The 17,146-nt window shown below is 63.1% G+C and carries 12 protein-coding genes and 3 tRNA genes; 10 read left to right on the top strand and 5 right to left on the bottom strand.

What is annotated here, in order from left to right:
• Positions 1-47 precede the first annotated feature (47 nt).
• Positions 48-764 (bottom strand): hypothetical protein, encoded by a 717-nt coding sequence (locus VIN30_RS08305; RefSeq protein WP_338210764.1) that lies wholly within the window; start codon positions 762-764, stop codon positions 48-50.
• Positions 765-1,361: 597 nt separating this feature from the next.
• Here VIN30_RS08305 and VIN30_RS08300 point away from each other — a divergent pair.
• The 4 genes from VIN30_RS08300 (at position 1,362) to VIN30_RS08285 (ending at position 7,121) form a co-directional block, all read left to right on the top strand.
• A complete protein-coding gene (locus VIN30_RS08300) occupies positions 1,362-3,986 on the top strand; it encodes a molybdopterin-dependent oxidoreductase (RefSeq protein ID WP_338210762.1) in 2,625 nt (874 codons plus the stop codon).
• Between the two features lie 10 nt (positions 3,987-3,996).
• The gene (locus VIN30_RS08295) at positions 3,997-4,572 is read left to right on the top strand and encodes a 4Fe-4S dicluster domain-containing protein (protein ID WP_338210760.1); all 576 of its coding nucleotides are present in this window, start codon (positions 3,997-3,999) and stop codon (positions 4,570-4,572) included.
• Between the two features lie 118 nt (positions 4,573-4,690).
• Entirely contained in the window at positions 4,691-6,421 is a 1,731-nt protein-coding gene (locus VIN30_RS08290; RefSeq protein WP_338210758.1) for an ATP-binding protein, read from the top strand.
• On the top strand, positions 6,399-7,121 hold the full coding sequence (locus VIN30_RS08285; RefSeq protein ID WP_338210756.1) for a response regulator transcription factor: 723 nt from the start codon (positions 6,399-6,401) through the stop codon (positions 7,119-7,121). The genes VIN30_RS08290 and VIN30_RS08285 overlap by 23 nt, the downstream gene beginning before the upstream one ends.
• Here the strand turns inward: VIN30_RS08285 and cuyB are convergent.
• Positions 7,118-7,834 (bottom strand): cysteate racemase, encoded by a 717-nt coding sequence (cuyB, locus tag VIN30_RS08280; RefSeq protein WP_338210754.1) that lies wholly within the window; start codon positions 7,832-7,834, stop codon positions 7,118-7,120. The genes VIN30_RS08285 and cuyB overlap by 4 nt on opposite strands.
• Positions 7,831-9,081, bottom strand: a complete 1,251-nt coding sequence (locus VIN30_RS08275; protein ID WP_338210753.1) for a carboxylate--amine ligase — start codon at positions 9,079-9,081, stop codon at positions 7,831-7,833. Before VIN30_RS08275 ends, cuyB begins: the two co-directional genes overlap by 4 nt.
• 377 nt (positions 9,082-9,458) lie before the next feature.
• On the opposite strand from VIN30_RS08275, the gene VIN30_RS08270 reads away from it, so the two are divergent.
• Positions 9,459-10,616: a coiled-coil domain-containing protein gene (locus tag VIN30_RS08270; protein ID WP_326425202.1), complete on the top strand. Its 1,158-nt coding sequence runs from the start codon at positions 9,459-9,461 to the stop codon at positions 10,614-10,616.
• Between the two features lie 77 nt (positions 10,617-10,693).
• Here VIN30_RS08270 and VIN30_RS08265 read toward each other — a convergent pair whose 3' ends face one another.
• Positions 10,694-11,983 carry an aspartate aminotransferase type Ic gene (locus VIN30_RS08265; protein ID WP_338210750.1) on the bottom strand — a complete coding sequence of 430 codons (1,290 nt, stop codon included), beginning with the start codon at positions 11,981-11,983 and terminating at the stop codon, positions 10,694-10,696.
• Between the two features lie 287 nt (positions 11,984-12,270).
• On the opposite strand from VIN30_RS08265, the gene putP reads away from it, so the two are divergent.
• On the top strand, positions 12,271-13,833 hold the full coding sequence (gene putP, locus VIN30_RS08260; protein WP_338210748.1) for a sodium/proline symporter PutP: 1,563 nt from the start codon (positions 12,271-12,273) through the stop codon (positions 13,831-13,833).
• 240 nt (positions 13,834-14,073) lie between these two features.
• Positions 14,074-15,267, top strand: a complete 1,194-nt coding sequence (locus VIN30_RS08255; RefSeq protein WP_338210746.1) for an FprA family A-type flavoprotein — start codon at positions 14,074-14,076, stop codon at positions 15,265-15,267.
• Positions 15,268-15,363: 96 nt separating this feature from the next.
• Here VIN30_RS08255 and VIN30_RS08250 read toward each other — a convergent pair whose 3' ends face one another.
• The gene (locus tag VIN30_RS08250; protein ID WP_338210745.1) at positions 15,364-16,614 is read right to left on the bottom strand and encodes a C40 family peptidase; all 1,251 of its coding nucleotides are present in this window, start codon (positions 16,612-16,614) and stop codon (positions 15,364-15,366) included.
• Positions 16,615-16,876: 262 nt separating this feature from the next.
• Here VIN30_RS08250 and VIN30_RS08245 point away from each other — a divergent pair.
• The 3 genes from VIN30_RS08245 to VIN30_RS08235 all read left to right on the top strand — a co-directional run bounded on the left by VIN30_RS08245 (position 16,877) and on the right by VIN30_RS08235 (position 17,123).
• Positions 16,877-16,961: transfer RNA gene (locus tag VIN30_RS08245), tRNA-Tyr, on the top strand.
• A 6-nt stretch (positions 16,962-16,967) separates the two neighbouring features.
• A tRNA-Thr gene (locus tag VIN30_RS08240) sits at positions 16,968-17,043 on the top strand.
• 3 nt (positions 17,044-17,046) lie between these two features.
• Positions 17,047-17,123 (top strand) — tRNA-Met (locus VIN30_RS08235).
• Positions 17,124-17,146: the final 23 nt, after the last annotated feature.

Genomic DNA, 17,146 nt, shown 5'->3' with positions numbered 1-17,146 from the left:
GCAGGGGCTTCGTGGGAGGCCCCTGCGTTTTCAGTCGGTGGGGAATGTTAGGCGGCGGCCGATTCCAGGTCGAGGTCGGCGGTGCGGGCGGCAGCGGTGCTGCCGGCTCGATCGCCCAGCGCCTTGGCCACGCGCAGCACCGCGTAGGCGCTCACGATAACGGAGTACACCGCGATGCTGATGACGGCCACCTGGTTGCCGGCCAGGGCGCTGGGCATCAGCAGCAGAGCCAAATGCACGTACATCAGCAGGTAGAAGGGATAGGCGAGGCGCTGCACGCGTTTCCAGGCCGCCGCGCTCATGCCGTGCTTGACGATTTGGAACGAGGTAACGCACAGCACCGCCATGAGTGCGGTGATAAGCGCCGCCAGCCCTAGCGAAAAGGCGAGGTTGCCGCTGAAAGCGCTGCTGAGCCGCGGAACATAGGAAGACCCGTAGAACACGATGTGCCCCGCGGCGAAAATGCAGCCCAGAATGGACAGCTGGCGTCGAATGGGCATCAGCCGCACGCGCAGGGCCGATTTCTCGCCGAGCACGCCCACGAACACGACGATGGAGAACAGCAGGAAGGCCAGGGCGCAGCGCTGCATCAGCGGCTGGAACATCGACCACATCTCGCCGCGAACACCGACGGACGTACCCCAAATGTACAGGCCCACCAGCGCGATGGCGCCCACGTAGAACGGGGCGGGATGCTTTTTCAGGGGTTTAGCACATGCCCAAATAAGGGCAAAAGACAACACGAGGGCTACGATAAATCGCATAAGGTTCCTCCAAAATAGATAGATCGATTACAACGACTATCTCCCTCTGCTATCACCGTACCACAGGATGGAATGTGCAGCAACGAAAATTATCCTGGGCGGAGGTTGATTCAGGACGCGTCGCCGGTTTGTCTGTCCGTGGTTTTCGAGGTAGGGAAGAGGCGGTGCGAGGGAGCAACCTGTGACCCTTTCGTGAACCTTTTCAAAGCTGAGACAAACCGTTCGCAAGTCTGTATAATCCCACTTGAGGCGGGTACCGGACAGATTCATCCCCCCTCCCTCCCGATTTGCCCGGTGCCCCGCCCTTTTCTTTTTTGAGACATCCTCCCTTTTATTTTTTGCAGCTTGGCTTGATGCGTTTGCGCATGATGCAAAGTCGCTCTCTCAGATGTGGCGGTCAATCCCACCCTCGATAGCCTTAAAAGTAAGACGGGTCCCTCCAATTCTTACCAGCTGGTAATCGACCTTACTGGATTACCACGGAGGTTACCTTCGTGGTATCTTGTGGCGGGAAATTTCGCTCCGTATATTTGATCTTGTCAGAGGTCGGTCGCGTACGGTCGGCCGCAGTCGATAAGATGGAATGAGGGGGATGCAATGAGCGATTCTCGCAACGTCTTGAAATCCGGTGCCCTGACCCGCCGCCGGTTCCTGAAGGGGAGCGCCGCTGCGGCTGTGTCCGCCGGGGCGTTCGCGTCCCTTGCGGCCTGTACACCGCAAGGAGCAGGCGATGGGGAGCTGGCTGCCACCGACGGTGGCGCCGTCGACGGGGGCACGTGGATATCGGCGGCTTGCTGGCATAACTGCGGTGGCCGCTGCGTCAACCGCGTGCTGGTGAAAGACGGCAAGCCCGTGCGCCAGGGCAGTGACACCTCGCACGAGGACAGCTTCGAGTGGTTGCAGCAGCGCGGTTGCCCGCGCGGACGCTCCCAGCAGCAGCAATGCTTCGGCGAAGACCGCCTGAAGTACCCCATGAAGCGCAAGAGCTGGCAGCCTGGCGGCGGCGAAGCCTCCCACGGCGATCTGCGCGGCCGCGACGAATGGGAGCGTATCAGCTGGGACGAGGCCATCGACCTCATCGCCGGCGAGGTGGAGCGTATCTACGGCACCTACGGCCCGCGCGCGGTTATCGCGAACTACGGGCCCGGCGTGGACACGGTGCTGGCCAAAATGGGCGGCTACATCTCCATTTCCGACACCAGCTCGTGCGGCGTGTATGCCTTCAACATGACCTCGCTGGGCCTGCCTGGTTGCGATTTGGGCGAGACGAACGACCGCTTCGACAACAAGAACGCCGAGACCATTGTGCTCATGGGCGGCAATTCTGCGTGGTCTTCGGGCGGTTCCACCATGAACAACTTCAACGAGGCGAAGGACGCGGGCGTGCAGTTCGTGTACGTCGGTCCTTCCTACAACGCCACCGCCGCCTACTTCGACGCCCGCTGGGTGCCGGTGTATCCCGGAACTGATACGGCGTTTCTGCTCGGTGTTGCCTACGAGATGATCCAGCAGGGCGTGGTCGACCAGGAGTTTCTCGACAAGTACTGCGTCGGCTTCGATGCGGCGCACATGCCGGCGGACGCCAAGCTGGACGAGAACTTCAAGGACTACCTGATGGGAGCCTATGACGGCACGCCCAAGACGGCGGAGTGGGCGAGCGTCATCTGCGGCACGCCGGTGGACGATATCAAGTGGTTTGCCGAGACCATCGGCAAGGATCATGCCGTCATGCTGCTGCACAACTACGCCCTGGCCCGCTGCTCCAGCGCCGATAACGTTCCCCAGCTGTTCATGACCGTGGGTGCCATGGGCGGCCACATGGGGAAGTCGGGCCATGCCTGTGGTGGCGCCTACAAGACCTTTGCCGGCACCAACGGGCCCGAGCTTGCCTACTATGGCGATTCGGGCGGGGCTTGGGTGGAGAACCCCATCACCGACAGCATTTCCGCGCCGCTTCTGTGGCAGAGCATTTTAGACGGCTCATTCAACAGCACAGGCTTCGCCTATTCAGAGGAATTCCACGCACAAGACATCAAGCAGGCCGATATCAAGTACCTCTCCTTCGAGGGAAGCTCCATGGTGCAGTGCACGCCCGACGCGACTACGGCCATTGAGGCCATTCGCTCGATGGAACTCGTTACCTGCTCCAGCCACTTCTTCAACGCCCAGGCCAAGTACGCCGACATCGTGCTGCCCATCACCACGGAATGGGAGCGTGTGGGCGGCTTCCCCGGCCATCAGCGCAGTCGCGAGACCGTGATCGTATACACCCAGGTGACTGATCCGCTGTTCGAGGCCAAGACCGATCAGGAGATCGGCATGATGCTGTCCGATCGGTTGGGTCTTCCCACGGCGGAGATGTGGCCGCTCAGCGAGAAGCAGCAGTTCTTCAACCAGATTCTCGGCGCCGGCTACATGGACGAGACGGGCGAGTACGTGCCGCTGGTTACGGTAACCCAGGAAGACATCGACCAGTGGGGCTGCGAGGGCGAGCCTCAGGAGGGCGCCGTGGAGCTGGCCAAGTTCCTCTCTGACGGCTGCTTTACCGTCAGGCGCTCGGAGGGCGACAGCTATGGCTACATCGGCTATGCCGACTATATCGCCGACCCCGAGGCCAATCCGCGGCCGAGCGCGTCAGGCAAGTTCGAAATCTACTGCCAGTACAAGGCCGACACGTTGAACTCCATGGGCTACAGCCCCGATGGCACGTTCAAGCCCTATCCCACCTATGTGGAGGCACCCGAGGGTCGTGAGGGCATGTTCGCCGATCGTGCGGTGGGCGGTGCGCCCAGCGAGTATCCCTTCATCGTGTACAACCCGCATTACCTGCGCCGTGCCCATCCTGTGCTGGACAACGCACCCTGGCTGCGCGAGGCGTGGCCGAATCCGGTGTTCATCAGCGCGACTGACGCGGCGGCCCGAGGCGTGGCCGACGGCGACACGGTGCGCGTGTACAACGCCCACGGCTCCACGTTGCGCACTGCCTCGGTGACCGAGATTCTCATGCCCGGCTGCGTGGGCCTGCCCCATGGTGCCTGGATGGACTACGACGAGGACGAGGGCGTGGACCGCGCCGGTATGGACAACATGTTGTGCGGCTCGGTGACCAGCGGCATGGGCACCTCGGGCTACAACAATTACAACTGCAACTTCGAGAAGTACGACGGCGAGGCGCTGGTGCCCGACTGCGAGCTGCCCCAGCGAATCGTGAACGTGGGCTAAGGGGGCACTCATGACACAGATCGGTTTCTATTTCGACCAAACGCGCTGCGCCGGCTGCAAAACCTGCCAGGTGGCCTGCAAGGACAAGAACCGCCTGGGCGTGGGCCCGGTGTTGCGGAAGGTGGCGAGCCGTCAGGTGGGCAGCTTCCCGGCTGTGAAGATGTACCATGTGTCGGCCTCCTGCAATCACTGCGAAACGCCGGCTTGCATGGCGAAATGCCCCACCGGCGCCCTTACCAAGACCGAGGACGGTGCGGTGGTGCGCGACGCCGAGGCGTGCATCGGATGCTCTAGCTGCGTGGGGGCCTGTCCCTTCGGCCATCCGCAGATCGATGAGGTGTCGGGCTTGTCCGTGAAGTGCGACGCCTGCTCCGAGTGGCGCGAGGCGGGATATCTTCCCGCGTGCGTGGAGGCTTGTCCCTACCGTGCCCTCGACTTCGGCGATGTGGACGAGTTGCGCGAGAAGTACGGCGACAACCTGGTGAGCATCTTGTCTGTCATTGGCGAGGACACCACGGGGTCGCACACGCTGATTCGGGCCCGCGCTGTGGCCATGGAAGACGAGGGCGTGCCCATCACGCTGTAGTTCGGCGACCCTCCCGCGTGCGGTGCCGCAAGCCCGATTCGGGCTTGCGGCCCGCTGTGGTTTGGGGGTAGGCTGACAAGGTGTCATCGGAATGCGGTCGATTGTTCGGGAGGCATGCATGGGGGAGGGGAAAGCGCACCAAGGCCGTCCTCTGGTGGTGCGCTATATCGTTCTCATGACGGTGGTGGCCGTGGTGCTTATCGGCCTGTTCGGCGAGCTGTCGTACCGCGAGCAATCGCGGCAGATGGAAGCCCAGATGCTGGCCGAGGCCCGGGTGCTGGAGAAATCGGTGCGGGCCACCTGGGACTTCATCGATTACGAGCAGCCTAATATCAACTACGACCGCGACGGGTCCTACAATTTCAAGGGGCTGTACTGCTCGCTGGTGGGCAAATCGGTGGGCAAGCTGTTCACCATGAGCACCGACAACCAGTACGTGCTGCGCTATACGCGCCTCGATCCCCGCAACGCTCTGGACGAGCCCGACGCGTTCGAATCGGCTGCCCTGGATGCCTTCTACGACGAGGGCGTGTCGGAGTATACCGGCTTCGTGGAAAACGAGGCGGGCAAGCGGGAGTTCCGCTACGTGGGCGCCATCTATCTGACTGAGAGCTGCCTGGATTGCCACGGTGGCCCGGCAGGCGAGCTGGACGTGACGGGCTTTCCCAAAGAAGGCCTGCAAGTGGGGGATATTGGCGGGGCCGTCAGCATCAGCATGCCCACCGATTTGTACCAGGCGGGCATCAACCGCAACACGCTGCTCATCATCGGGTTCTTCGTGCTGTTCCTCACTGTGACGTTCGGTACGAGCCTATTGTTCTTCCGCCGCCGGGTAACCGGCCCACTGGCCGGCCTGAAGATGGCTGTGGGACAGATGGGTCGGGGAAATTTTCGGGCACCCGTGCCCGAAACGGGCCATGTGCGCGAGATTGACGAGCTGACGCGCGGCGTGAAGGCGATGGCAGGCGAGTTGGAATCGCTGTACACCACCCTGGAGGAGAAAGTGGACATGCGCACGCGCCTGTACCGCGAGACCAACCAGATGTTGGAGGAGCAGCGGGAGGCCCTGGCACGCGCCAACGCGCTTTTGGAGGAAACGAACGGCAAGCTGGCTCAGGAAAACGAGTACCGCACCAACATCGTGGCCATTTTGAGCCACGAGCTGCGCACACCCCTCACCTCCATTCTGGCTTTCGTGGATCTGTGGGAGACCTCGGGCGAGGAGCATAGCCGCGAGAGCCGGGAGTGCCTGGAGAAGATAAAGACCCAAAGTCAGGTGCTGTTGGAGATGGTGAACAACGCGCTGGACATGGTGCGCGTCGAATCGGGTGCCGTGGAAGTGGCACGCGAGCCAATCGACGCGGTGGACCTGGCCGCGGCGGTAGTGGGCGCGATCGAGCCGGTGGCCCAGCGCAAGGGGGTGGACGTATCCTTCGAGGTGTCGCCCGATGTCCCCCTCATTCGGGGCGATTGGGCCCAGATGGAGAAGATCCTGGGCAATCTGTTGAGCAATGCGGTGAAGTTCACCGATGCGGGCGGCAACGTGCGCTTCGAGACGACGTTTCAGAGCGAGGGCGCACGGCTGGTGTTCACGGTAGCGGATACGGGTATCGGCATTGCTTCCGATCGCCTGGAAGGCATTTTCGATCGCTTCGTGCAGGCCGACGCCTCCATTTCCCGGAAGTATCGCGGCAGCGGGTTGGGGCTTTCCCTGGTGAAGAAGACGGCCGAGGCCCTGGGTGGCACGGTGTCGGTGCAAAGCGAGGAGGGACGCGGCAGCACCTTCACGGTGAATCTGCCGGTGGAGTTGCTGGAAGAGGTGGACGATGAAGATATTGATTGCCGATGACGAACGCGACATTTGCGAGGCGGTGCGCAAGATCGTGGAGCGGGCCGGGCATACCTGCTTTGCGGTGTTGGACGGCGCTTTGGCCCTGGAGGCCTTCGAGCGCGAACAGCCCGACGTAGTCATTCTGGATGTGATGATGCCCGAGGTGAACGGGTTCGATTTGTGCCGCCAGCTGCGCGAGCGCGATACCCGAGTGCCCATTATCATGCTGTCGGCGAAAAGCGATATCGTGGACAAGAGCGTGGGGTTCGCCGCCGGTTGCGACGACTACATAGCCAAGCCCTTCAACAGCCAGGAACTGGCCATGCGCATCGAGGCCCAGCTGCGTCGCGCTCGCTTGCAGGCGGCCCCCGAGGAGCCTCGTCGCAATCGGTCGGTGGTGAGGCTGGGCGATATGGAGGTGCGCCTGAAGCGCAACGAGGTGCTGGTGCACGGGAACTACGTCAACCTTACCCCGAAGGAGTTTCAGATCGTCGCCTTTCTGGCCAACCATGTGGGCGAGGTGTTCTCAGCCCAGGATATCATCGAGAACGTGTGGGGTGAGGCCTATGCCCCCGATGCGGCGAGCATCGCCGTGTTCGTGCGTAAGATTCGCGGCAAGATCGAAGACGATCCGGCCAAGCCGCGCTATCTGCAAACCGTCTGGCGTGCCGGCTATCGCCTCGGCGACGAATCGATGATCGAGACGCCTGACGACTAGCCGCGCAAAGGGCGCTCGGCGTGGGTGATGACGGCTTCGACGAGTACTTCCAGCGGGTCGACCACGGCTATGCGGTGGTGGGCGGCGTCGCTGCCGAAGGCGAAGGACAGCTCGGTGCACCCCAGGATGAGGGCCGTGCAGCCCTCGTCGGCAAACAGGTCGGCCAGCTCGTCCAGGGCGGCGGGATCGGTAGGGCGCCCGGCCTTCACCTCGTCGTAGATGATGGCGTTCACGCGCTGCTGCACCGGCAGCGACGGATATACGCAGTCCACGCCCCAGTGCGCGCCCTCGCGGCCGAAGATGTCCACCTGCATGGTGCCGATGGTGCCCAGCACGCCCACGCGGCGATGGCCGGTGTGGGCCAGGTGTTCCATGGTCGCGCGCACCATATTCACGATGGGCACGTCCACGGCGGCCTGGATGTCGTCGAAAAAGTAGTGGGCTGTGTTGCAGGGCAGCGCCAGCACATCGCAGCCGCAGCGCTCGAGGGTTTGGGCGCAGGCGCGCAAAGGACCCACGGGCGACACATCGCTCTCGCCCAGGATGAAGGCGGTGCGGTCGGGGATGGAGGCGTCGTTGAACACCAGGGTGCGCACATGGTCCTGATCGCGGTCGGCGTCCGTGCGTTCCACGAGCCGCTGCTCGAAGTACACGGTGGCCGCCGGGCCCACGCCGCCCAGAATGCCTACGAGATGCGCCGGGGCCTCGCTCATTGCAGCGACTCCGCCGCCTGGTTGTTGGCGAAGGCCTCGGTGAAGGCCTTGCGCTGCTTGCGCGCGAAGATGCGCGGGTAGATGCGGCGCAGGAACTTCTTCTCGGCGTCGTAGTCCAGCGGGTCGTGGGCCTTGCCCTCGGCGAACAGGCGCTTCACCTCGGCGCGCAGCTGCGGGTCGGTCACGTAGTCCAGAATGACGCTCTCGGGCACTACGGTGTACAGCGAGTCGGTGTTGTCGGCGATGACCATCTCGCCGTCGAACTCCTTGTGGCGCACCAGGTCGTCCACAATCCAGCGCACGGTGTTGAATCCGCTGGAGGTGACGTAGAAGTTGCTGCGGCCCAGACGCGTGTTGATCTCGAAGAAGCGGTGACTGCCGTCGCGCGGGTCGGTCTTGATGTCGAAGTTGGCGAAGCCCGTGTAGCCCACCGACTCCAGCAGCTTCACGGCCTCGGCCACGATCTGCTCGTCCACACGGTTCACGATGGCCACGGGGTTGCCCACGGCCATGGGGCGCTTGTCTTCCAAAAGCGTCTGGCCGAACGAGGCGAGGCGCACCTTGCCGGTGCGGTCGGAGTAGGTGGTGAGGATGCGCATGGCGGTGTCGTCGCCGGGAATGAACTCCTGAATGAGGAAGGCATCCTGATAGTTGGAGGTGCGCAGGTTGGAAAGCACCTCTTCCAGCTCTTCGCGGGTCTTCAGGAAGAACACTTTTTTCTTGCCGGGGAACTGGGCGTAGTGATAGGCCGCCGACGAGGCCGGCTTGGCCACCACGGGGAAGTTGAAGGGCAGCTCCAGGTCGGCGGGCTCTTGGTCGACGTGGTAGTAGGCCGTGCGCGGGTAGGGGACGCCCACCTCGTCGCAGATGGCGTAGAAGCTGTCCTTCAGCACCAGGCGGTTCAGCAGATCCTCCTGAATGTAGGGGAGGATGTAGTGCTTCTCCAGTTCGGCCCGGTTCTCCACAATGAGGCGCACGTACCAGTCGCCGCAGGCCATCAGGATCAGCTTCTTGCCGGGATGCTCCTCGGCAATGCGGGCCAGAGCCGGCAGGAACACGTCCAGATTTTCCATGCCTTCCACGATTACGTTGTCGAGGATAGTGGAATCGGCGCACATATGAGACGACACCTGGCTGACCACGAGCGACTTAATGCCGTACTCCTCATGGAAGGTGCGGGCGAGGCTGTAGGCCGTGATGTCGCCGCCCAGGATGACGGGCAGAAAATCCTCTTCCTTGTATTCCATTCGTTCCTCCTGATGGGGCTATGGCACAACGACCAAAATCATAGCAGAAACCGCCGCGCGCCCTCGGCGCTTCACGAAATACTCCTTGTACCGCGCGCGATGGCGGCCGATTGTCGCCGGTCTTTGCGCCGCTCGCGGTCCGATGCCACGGGTGGAGCCGAAACGTTATCTGGAAGCATGACTTACTGTATCTTGTATGCGGCGGCAGATGAGGGGGCGCTCAGGTCGCTTATGTTGATTTTCCTGGTCATTCTTCCCTCGCGGTGGCTTGTGAAGCCTGTTTGGAAGGAACGTGGAGACGACTTCCCGCATGCTATTATGCCAAGACGAGTTTGCACTGAAACGCACCCAATGCTCAACCCAGGAGGATACACTATATGAGTGAGCATACACGCCATCTCAGCAGACGGACCTTTGTCGGCGGTGCCGCTGTTCTGGGCGCATCATTGTGCCTGCCCGCCGTTACCCCCTTCGAAGCCCACGCGGTTACGGCCGCCGAGAAGCAGGCCGAGGCCAACGCCGCCCTCGAGAAGCTGAACGCCCTTGAGGAGAAGCAGAACATGGCGTCGGACGCCTACTACACCGCGCTCGGCGACCAGGAGGCCGCCCAGAAGCGCATGGACGAGGCCCAGGGCCGCATTGATGACGCTTCGGCGCGCATCGGCGAGTTGCAGGATCATCTGGGCACCCGCGCCCGTTCCATGTACCGCTCCGGTTCCTCGTCGTTCCTCGATCTGCTGCTGGGTGCCACGTCCTTCCAGGCGTTCGCTTCCAACTGGGATCTGCTGAACGACATGAACGAGAACGACGCCGATATGGTGGAGGAGACCAAGAGCCTGCGCTCCGAGGTGGAATCCGAGAAGGCCGTCTACGAGGAGCAGCGCAACGTGGCCGCGCAGAAGGCCGAAGAGGCCGAGGCCACCAAGAAGGAGGCCGAGAAGCTGGTCGAGGAGACCCAGGCGGTGTACGACTCGCTGTCCGCCGAGGCCGCCGAGCTGCTGCGCCAGGAGGAAGAGGCCCGCGAGGCCGCTGCCCGCGAGGCCGCCCGCCGCGCCGAGGAAGAGGCCCGTCGCCAGGCCGAGGAAGAGGAGCGCCAGCGCCAGCGGGAGGAGTCTCGCAACAACAACTCGGGTTCGAACTCGGGCGGCGGTTCCTCGTCCTCCAGCGACAAGAAGAAGCCCTCCGGCAGCTCTAACAACTCCAAGCCGCAGACCGTCACGGGCAATACCGTGGTCGATCGTGCCTATGCCCAGCTGGGCAAGCCCTACATCTGGGGCGCCGCCGGCCCCGACGGCTTCGACTGCTCGGGTCTGGTGGGCTACTGCCTCACCGGCAAGATGGGCAACCACTGGTGCACCACCAGCACCATCGAGGGTTGGACGCGCGTGAGCAATCCCCAGCCGGGCGACATCTGCATCCGCCCCGGACACACCGGCGTCTACATCGGCGACGGCCAGATGATCCACGCGCCCCACACCGGCGACGTGGTGAAGATTTCCAGCGTGAAGTCGAACATGTGGTACGTGCGCTACTAAGCGCGCGCAAGTGATCTGATGTTCCACGAAGAAGGGCTCCCCGCGGGGAGCCCTTCATACTGTGCGAGCGGGGGAGGCTAGGCGCCCAGCAACTGCTCCAGGGCGGCCAGCTTCACGCAGCAGGTGAATACGTCCATGGCCTCGTCCAGCTCTTCCAGGGGAGGCAGCGATGGCGCGATGCGGATGTTGGAATCGGCGGGGTCGTCGCCGTAGGGCCAGGTGGCACCGGCGCCGGTCATCACCACGCCGGCGGTGCGGGCCAAATCCACGATGCGACGCGCCGTACCGGCCGGTCCCTCGAAGCTGACGAAGTAGCCGCCGCGCGGATTCGTCCAGGTGGCAATGCCGGCACCGCCCAGCTCGGCTTCAAGTCGTTCGGTCACCAGGCGGAACTTCGGCTCCATGAGGGCCCCGTGGCGCGCCATGTGCTCAGCAAGGCCCGCGCCCTCGTTCAGGAAGCGCGCGTGGCGCAGCTGGTTCAGTTTGTCGTGGCCGATGGCCTGGGCGTTCATGTGGCGCTTGATCTCGGCCACGTTGGCAGGGCTTGCCGCCGCGGCCGCCACTCCGGCACCGGGGAAAGTGATCTTCGAAGTTGAGCCGAACTTCAGGTAGCGATCGGGGTTGCCCGCGTCGCGGCAGGCAACGGCGATGTCGAGCACGGCGTCCTGCTCGGCGGGATCGTCGGAGAAATGGTGCACGGCGTAGGCGTTGTCCCAGAAAATGCGGAAATCAGGGGCGGCGCATTCCATGGCCGCCAGGCGGCGTACCACCTCGTCGGAGTAGGTGGCGCCCGTAGGGTTCGAGTACTTCGGCACGCACCAGATGCCCTTCACGGCGGCGTCGTTGGCCACGAGGCGCTCCACCTCGTCCATGATCGGGCCGTTCTCGTCCATGGGTACGGGAATCATCTGGATGCCCAGGGCCTCGCAGATGGTGAAGTGCCGGTCGTAGCCCGGCACGGGGCACAGCCACTTCACCTCCGGCAGCTGGGCCCATGGCGTGGAGCCCTGGGTGCCGAACAACATGAGGCGCACCATGGCGTCGTACATGGCCGTGAGGCTGGCGTTGCCCAGCACGATAACATTTTCGGGCTCATCGTCCAGCAGCGTCGCCATGAGGCGCTTCGCTTCGGGAATGCCGTCGAGCACGCCGTAGTTGCGGCAGTCGGTGCCGTCCTCGGCGGTCAGGTCGGCGGCGGCATCCAGAATGTCCAGCATCGGCAGCGACAATTCTAACTGGGCCGCCGACGGCTTGCCGCGCGCCATGTTCAGGGAAAGCCTGCGGGCCACCATCTCGTCGTAGCGGGCGCGCACCTGCGCCAGCTCTGCCTCTAATTCCGCTTTCGACATATCTGCGTAGCGCGGCATGTCCCATCCTTTCGCCGTTAAACTGTTCGCCCGCACAAGATGCGGCCGCCTACTCCAGTACGGTAAAGTATAATCCCGAAGATCGGAGGAATATCCGTCAATGTGGGACTTCAGCACGATCAATGGTTGATCGGAGTCGGAGTTGGCGGAGGGGTTCGCGCGGAGTTCCGCAGCGAACGGAACAGTCCGGTGGGCTGTTCCGCCGAGCGAGGACTGTTTGAGCGCGATGCCCCTCCGCCAACTCCGACCCCCGGGGAGTCGCAAGAAGAACCTGAAAAGGGGGAAACATGATCGAAAGCGATATGCAAGTCGTACTCGCCATGCTGCTCTACTTCGTCGTAGTAGTGGTCATCGGCTTCGTGTACGCCAAGCGCTCCAACTCGTCGAGCGAGGAGTACTTCCTCGGCGGCCGCGGCCTGGGCCCGTGGCTCACGGCCCTGTCGGCCGAGGCCTCGGACATGTCGGGATGGCTTTTGATGGGCCTGCCCGGTGTGGCCTACTTCACCGGCGCGTCCGATGCCATGTGGACGGCCATCGGCCTGGCCATCGGCACGTACCTGAACTGGAAGTTCGTGGCGCGGCGCCTGCGCAAGTACTCCGAGAAGGCTGGTAACGCCATCACGGTGCCCGACTTCTTCAGCAACCGCTTCCACGATACGAAGCACATCCTCATGACCATTGCGGCGGTCATCATTCTGCTGTTCTTCACCATCTACACGGCGTCGTGCTTCGTCACCGTGGGCAAGCTGTTCGCTACGCTGTTCGGCTGGGACTACGGCGTCATGATGGTCATCGGTGCCATCATCGTGTTCCTGTACACCTTCATGGGCGGTTATCTGTCGGTGTGCACCACCGACCTGGTGCAGGGTACGCTCATGTTCCTGGCCCTGGCCACGGTGTTCGTGGGTTCCGTTACGGCGGCTGGCGGCGTGGAGAACACCGTCACGTTCCTGCAGAACATTCCCGGCTTCCTGTCGGGCACCGAGATCGCCACGCCGTTGCTCGATGAGGCGGGCAACCAGCTGGTGGAGGGCAACGAGCCTCTGTTCGGGCCGGCCGGCACCTACGGCCTCATCACCATCGTGAGCGGCTTGGCGTGGGGCCTCGGCTATTTCGGCATGCCCCAGGTGCTCATCCGCTTCATGTCCATCCGTCACTCCGACGAGATCAAGAAGTCGCGCATGATCGCCATGATCTGGCTCGTGGTGTCGCTGTCCTCGGCGGTGTGCATCGGCCTTATCGGACGCGCGGTCATTCCCACCGAGTTCCTCAGCCAGTCGGCGGCCGAGAGCGTGTTCATCGTGCTGTCGCGCATGCTTCTGCCCAGCTTCTTCTGCGGGCTGGTGGTGTCGGGCATCTTCGCGGCGGCCATGAGTTCGTCGTCCAGCTACCTGCTCATTTCCGGTTCGGCCGTGGCCACCAACATCTTCAAGGGCCTCATCAAGCGCGATGCCACCGACAACCAGGTGATGATCGTGGCCCGTCTGACCCTGACCGCCGTGCTGCTGCTGGGTATTTTCCTGGCTATGGACCAGAACTCGTCCATTTTCGACATCGTGTCCTACGCCTGGGCCGGCTTCGGCGCGTCGTTCGGCCCGCTTATGCTGTGCTCGCTGTACTGGCGCCGCACCACCCTGCCCGGTGCCATTGCCGGCATGCTGACCGGTGCGGCCACGGTGGTCATCTGGAAGAACCTCATCGCGCCTCTGGGTGGCTGGTTCGCCGTGTACGAGCTGCTGCCCGGCTTCGTGCTGGCGCTCGTCGTCATCATCGTGGTGTCGAAACTGACCAAGGAGCCTTCGAAGGAGGTCACCGACGACTTCGACACCTATATGGAGTTGGACGTGTAACGAGCGCGTTAAAGCAGGGGCGTCGGAGTGTCCGGCGGTGCCCGCGCGCAGGTTGCGCAGCGAACGGAACAGGACTAAATGTCCTGTTCCGCCGAGCGAGCCATTGCTTGAGCACGGGCGTTGCCGGACACTCCGGCGCCGCGGACAAAACGATTTCTCAACGAGGCATCCCGAGCAGAGGGTGCCTCGTTTGCGTTGGAGCTACCATGTTGTCGTAATCCGTACAGGCGAGGAGACATTATGCTGAAAGCAGTCGAGATCAAGCCGGATGTGTTCTGGGTGGGCGGCGTCGATTGGAACGAGCGCAATTTTCACGGCTACACGACCGAGCGCGGCAGCACCTACAACGCCTACCTGATTCTGGATGAGAAGATCACCCTCATCGATACCTGCAAGCGGCCCTTCGTGGACGAGCTGGTGGAGCGCATCCGCACCATTGTCGACCCGGCCGCCATCGACTACATCGTGTCGAACCATGTGGAGATGGACCATTCCGGCGGCCTGCCCGCCCTGGCCGCCATCGCGCCCAACGCCACCATCATCACCGGAGCGCCGAAGGGCGTGCAGGGTCTGGTCGCCCATTACGGCGAGGGGTTGAACCTGGCGGGCGTGAAGACGGGCGACACCCTGGACATCGGCAAGCGCACGCTTTCCTTCGTGCAGACGCCCATGGTGCACTGGCCCGACTCCATGGTCACCTACGACGAGTACGACCGCATCCTCTTCTCCAACGACTCCTTCGGCCAGCATTACGCTTCCTCGAAGCGCTTCGACGATGAGGTGGGGCTGCCCGAGGTGCTGGTGCAAGCGCAGAAGTACTACGCGAACATCGTGATGCCCTACGGCAAGAACGTGGAAGCGGCTCTGAAGGCCCTGGCCCCGCTCACGTTCGACATGATCGCTCCGGCTCACGGCATCATCTGGCGCAGCCACGTGCCTGAGATTCTGGAGATGTACCGGAAGTGGAGTTCGGGCACGCCCGACGAGTACGCGCTCGTGGTGTACGACTCCATGTGGCACACCACCGAGGCCATGGCGGTGGAGATCACCGAGGCCTTCGTGGAGATGGGCATTCCGGCGCGCCTGTTGGATTTGAAGGTGAACCATATCTCCGACATCATGGCCGAGGTGCTTTCCGCCCGCTACATCGCCGTGGGCTCGCCCACGTTGAACAAGACCATGATGCCCACGGTGTCGGCTTTCCTGTGCTATATGCGCGGGCTGGCGCCGGCCGGGCGCGTGGGCATTCCCTTCGGCAGCTACGGTTGGGCGCCCATGGGGCCCAATGAGGTGTACCAGGCCTTGGAGAGCTGCAAGTTCACGCTGCCCGAGGCTCCCTTCACCCATCAGTGGGTGGAAGATACCGAGGGCCTGAACCGCCTGCACGATGCCGTGGTGGAGTATGTGAGCCTGTTCCACGAGAAGGAAGCGTAAGCGTACATCTCGCGAGCCTGCGATCAGCTGTAACGAAAAGGGGAATCCCCGTCGGGGATTCCCCTTTTTCCTATCAAGCGTTTGAGATGGTCGGCTCTAGTAGCGCACGTACCACATGTTCGACTTCACCGATCCGACGATAACGCCGGTTTTGGGCGTGGAGGCGTGGATCATCTGGCCGCCTCCGATGTAGACGCCGGTGTGGCCAGGACGGATGCAGATGTCGCCCGGCTGGGGGTTGCTCACGCGCGTCCAGCCCTCGATGGTGCCCGTGGTGCACCAGCGCTTGTGCTCGCCGGTCAGGCAGTAGCCCACCAGACCCGAGCAGTCGTAGCTGTCGGGGCCCACGCCGCCGCGCACATAGGGTTTGCCTAGCTGGGCCTGGGCGCGGCTGACCACGGTACCGCCGGAAACCGACTGGGGCTTGGAGTTGTTGGAGCTGCCCGAGCTGGAGCTTCCGGAGCCGGAGCCGGAGCTGCTGGAGTTGGAGCCGCCGGAGTTCCCGGAATTGCCGCTATTGGAATTGCCGCCGTTGCCCGACGAGGAATTGCCGTTGTTGTTGCCGCCGTTGCCGCTGCTGGAGTTCGAATTGGAGCTGGAGTTGGAATTCGAGTTCGAATTGCCCCGGTTCGCCTCCTCGGCAGCCGCTTGGCGGGCCGCCTCCTCCTCGGCGCGGCGCGCAGCCTCCAGGGCGGCGGCTTCGCGAGCGGCCTCCTCCTCGGCTAGCAGCTGGGCCGCCTCGGCGGACAGGGAGTCGTACACGTTTTGGGCTTCTTGCACGAGAGCGTCGGCCTTGGCGGCGCTCTCCTCGGCCTCCTGAGCCTTCGCGGCGGCCACGTTGCGCTGCTCCTCGTACACGGCCTTCTCGGATTCAACCTCGGCGCGCAAGGTCTTCGTCTCGCTGACCATGGAGGCGTCGTTCTCGTTCATGTCGTTCAGCAGGTCCCAGTTCTGGGCGAAGGCCTGAAACGACGTGGCGCCCAGCAGCAGGTCGAGGAAGGTGGTGGACCCGGAGCGGTACATGGAGCGGGCGCGGGTGCCCAGATGGTCCTGCAGCACCCCGATGCGCGCCGAGGCCTCGTCGATGCGGGTCTGGGCCTCGTCCATACGCGATTGGGCCGCCTCTTGATCCATCAGCGCGGCGTTGTAGGTTTCCGTGGCGTGGTCGAACTGCTCGTTGAGGGCGTTCAGCTTCTCCAGGGCCGCGCTGGCCTCCGCCTGCTTCTCGGCGGCGGTAACGGCGTGGGCCGAAAGGGGAGTGATGGCCGGCAGGCACAGCGAGGCGCCCAGCACGGCAGCCCCTCCCACAAAGGTGCGGCGGCTCAACAGATGGTTTTGCTCGGTCATAGCGTATATCCTTCTGCCCCGTCGGGCATGGGCGATGAATTTGCCCTATCATAGCACGCGCGGAGGGAATTAGATGAGGCGCCCGACAGCTATATATAAGGTAAGCGCAATTTTGGGGAGGAATGATGGAGACACGCCCGGGGGCGTGTAAACGGTTGACACGTTCGTTGCCGTAGCGTATTATTCCGTTCGCTCGCTTTTCACGGGATTCGTGAGCAGCGAGTGGCAGCTTGAAAAGTACACATGAATTCAGCGCCGAAATGGGCGTGTGCCCGAGTGGTTAAAGGGGACGGGCTGTAAACCCGTTGGTTATGCCTACCTAGGTTCGAATCCTAGCGCGCCCACCATTTCTCGCCTGTGTAGCTCAGTCGGTAGAGCACTTCGTTGGTAACGAAGAGGTCACCGGTTCAAGTCCGGTCGCAGGCTCCACTTGGCGGTGTAGCTCAGTTGGTCAGAGCACACGGTTCATACCCGTGGCGTCACTGGTTCAAATCCAGTCACCGCTACCATTAGATTTACCGCGTCCTTTTTG

It is taken from the genome of Adlercreutzia wanghongyangiae, from assembly GCF_035989245.1.
GTDB classification, from domain to species: domain Bacteria; phylum Actinomycetota; class Coriobacteriia; order Coriobacteriales; family Eggerthellaceae; genus Adlercreutzia; species Adlercreutzia wanghongyangiae.
The sequence above is the reverse complement of the archived record's forward strand: the minus strand, read 5'-3'. Positions and strand labels throughout refer to the sequence as shown.

Coding starts and splice junctions, on each gene's coding strand:
- VIN30_RS08305 (WP_338210764.1), bottom strand. CDS start 764: ATGCGATTTATCGTAGCCCTCGTGTTGTCTTTTGCCCTTATTTGGGCA.
- VIN30_RS08300 (WP_338210762.1), top strand. CDS start 1,362: ATGAGCGATTCTCGCAACGTCTTGAAATCCGGTGCCCTGACCCGCCGC.
- VIN30_RS08295 (WP_338210760.1), top strand. CDS start 3,997: ATGACACAGATCGGTTTCTATTTCGACCAAACGCGCTGCGCCGGCTGC.
- VIN30_RS08290 (WP_338210758.1), top strand. CDS start 4,691: ATGGGGGAGGGGAAAGCGCACCAAGGCCGTCCTCTGGTGGTGCGCTAT.
- VIN30_RS08285 (WP_338210756.1), top strand. CDS start 6,399: ATGAAGATATTGATTGCCGATGACGAACGCGACATTTGCGAGGCGGTG.
- cuyB (WP_338210754.1), bottom strand. CDS start 7,834: ATGAGCGAGGCCCCGGCGCATCTCGTAGGCATTCTGGGCGGCGTGGGC.
- VIN30_RS08275 (WP_338210753.1), bottom strand. CDS start 9,081: ATGGAATACAAGGAAGAGGATTTTCTGCCCGTCATCCTGGGCGGCGAC.
- VIN30_RS08270 (WP_326425202.1), top strand. CDS start 9,459: ATGAGTGAGCATACACGCCATCTCAGCAGACGGACCTTTGTCGGCGGT.
- VIN30_RS08265 (WP_338210750.1), bottom strand. CDS start 11,983: ATGCCGCGCTACGCAGATATGTCGAAAGCGGAATTAGAGGCAGAGCTG.
- putP (WP_338210748.1), top strand. CDS start 12,271: ATGATCGAAAGCGATATGCAAGTCGTACTCGCCATGCTGCTCTACTTC.
- VIN30_RS08255 (WP_338210746.1), top strand. CDS start 14,074: ATGCTGAAAGCAGTCGAGATCAAGCCGGATGTGTTCTGGGTGGGCGGC.
- VIN30_RS08250 (WP_338210745.1), bottom strand. CDS start 16,614: ATGACCGAGCAAAACCATCTGTTGAGCCGCCGCACCTTTGTGGGAGGG.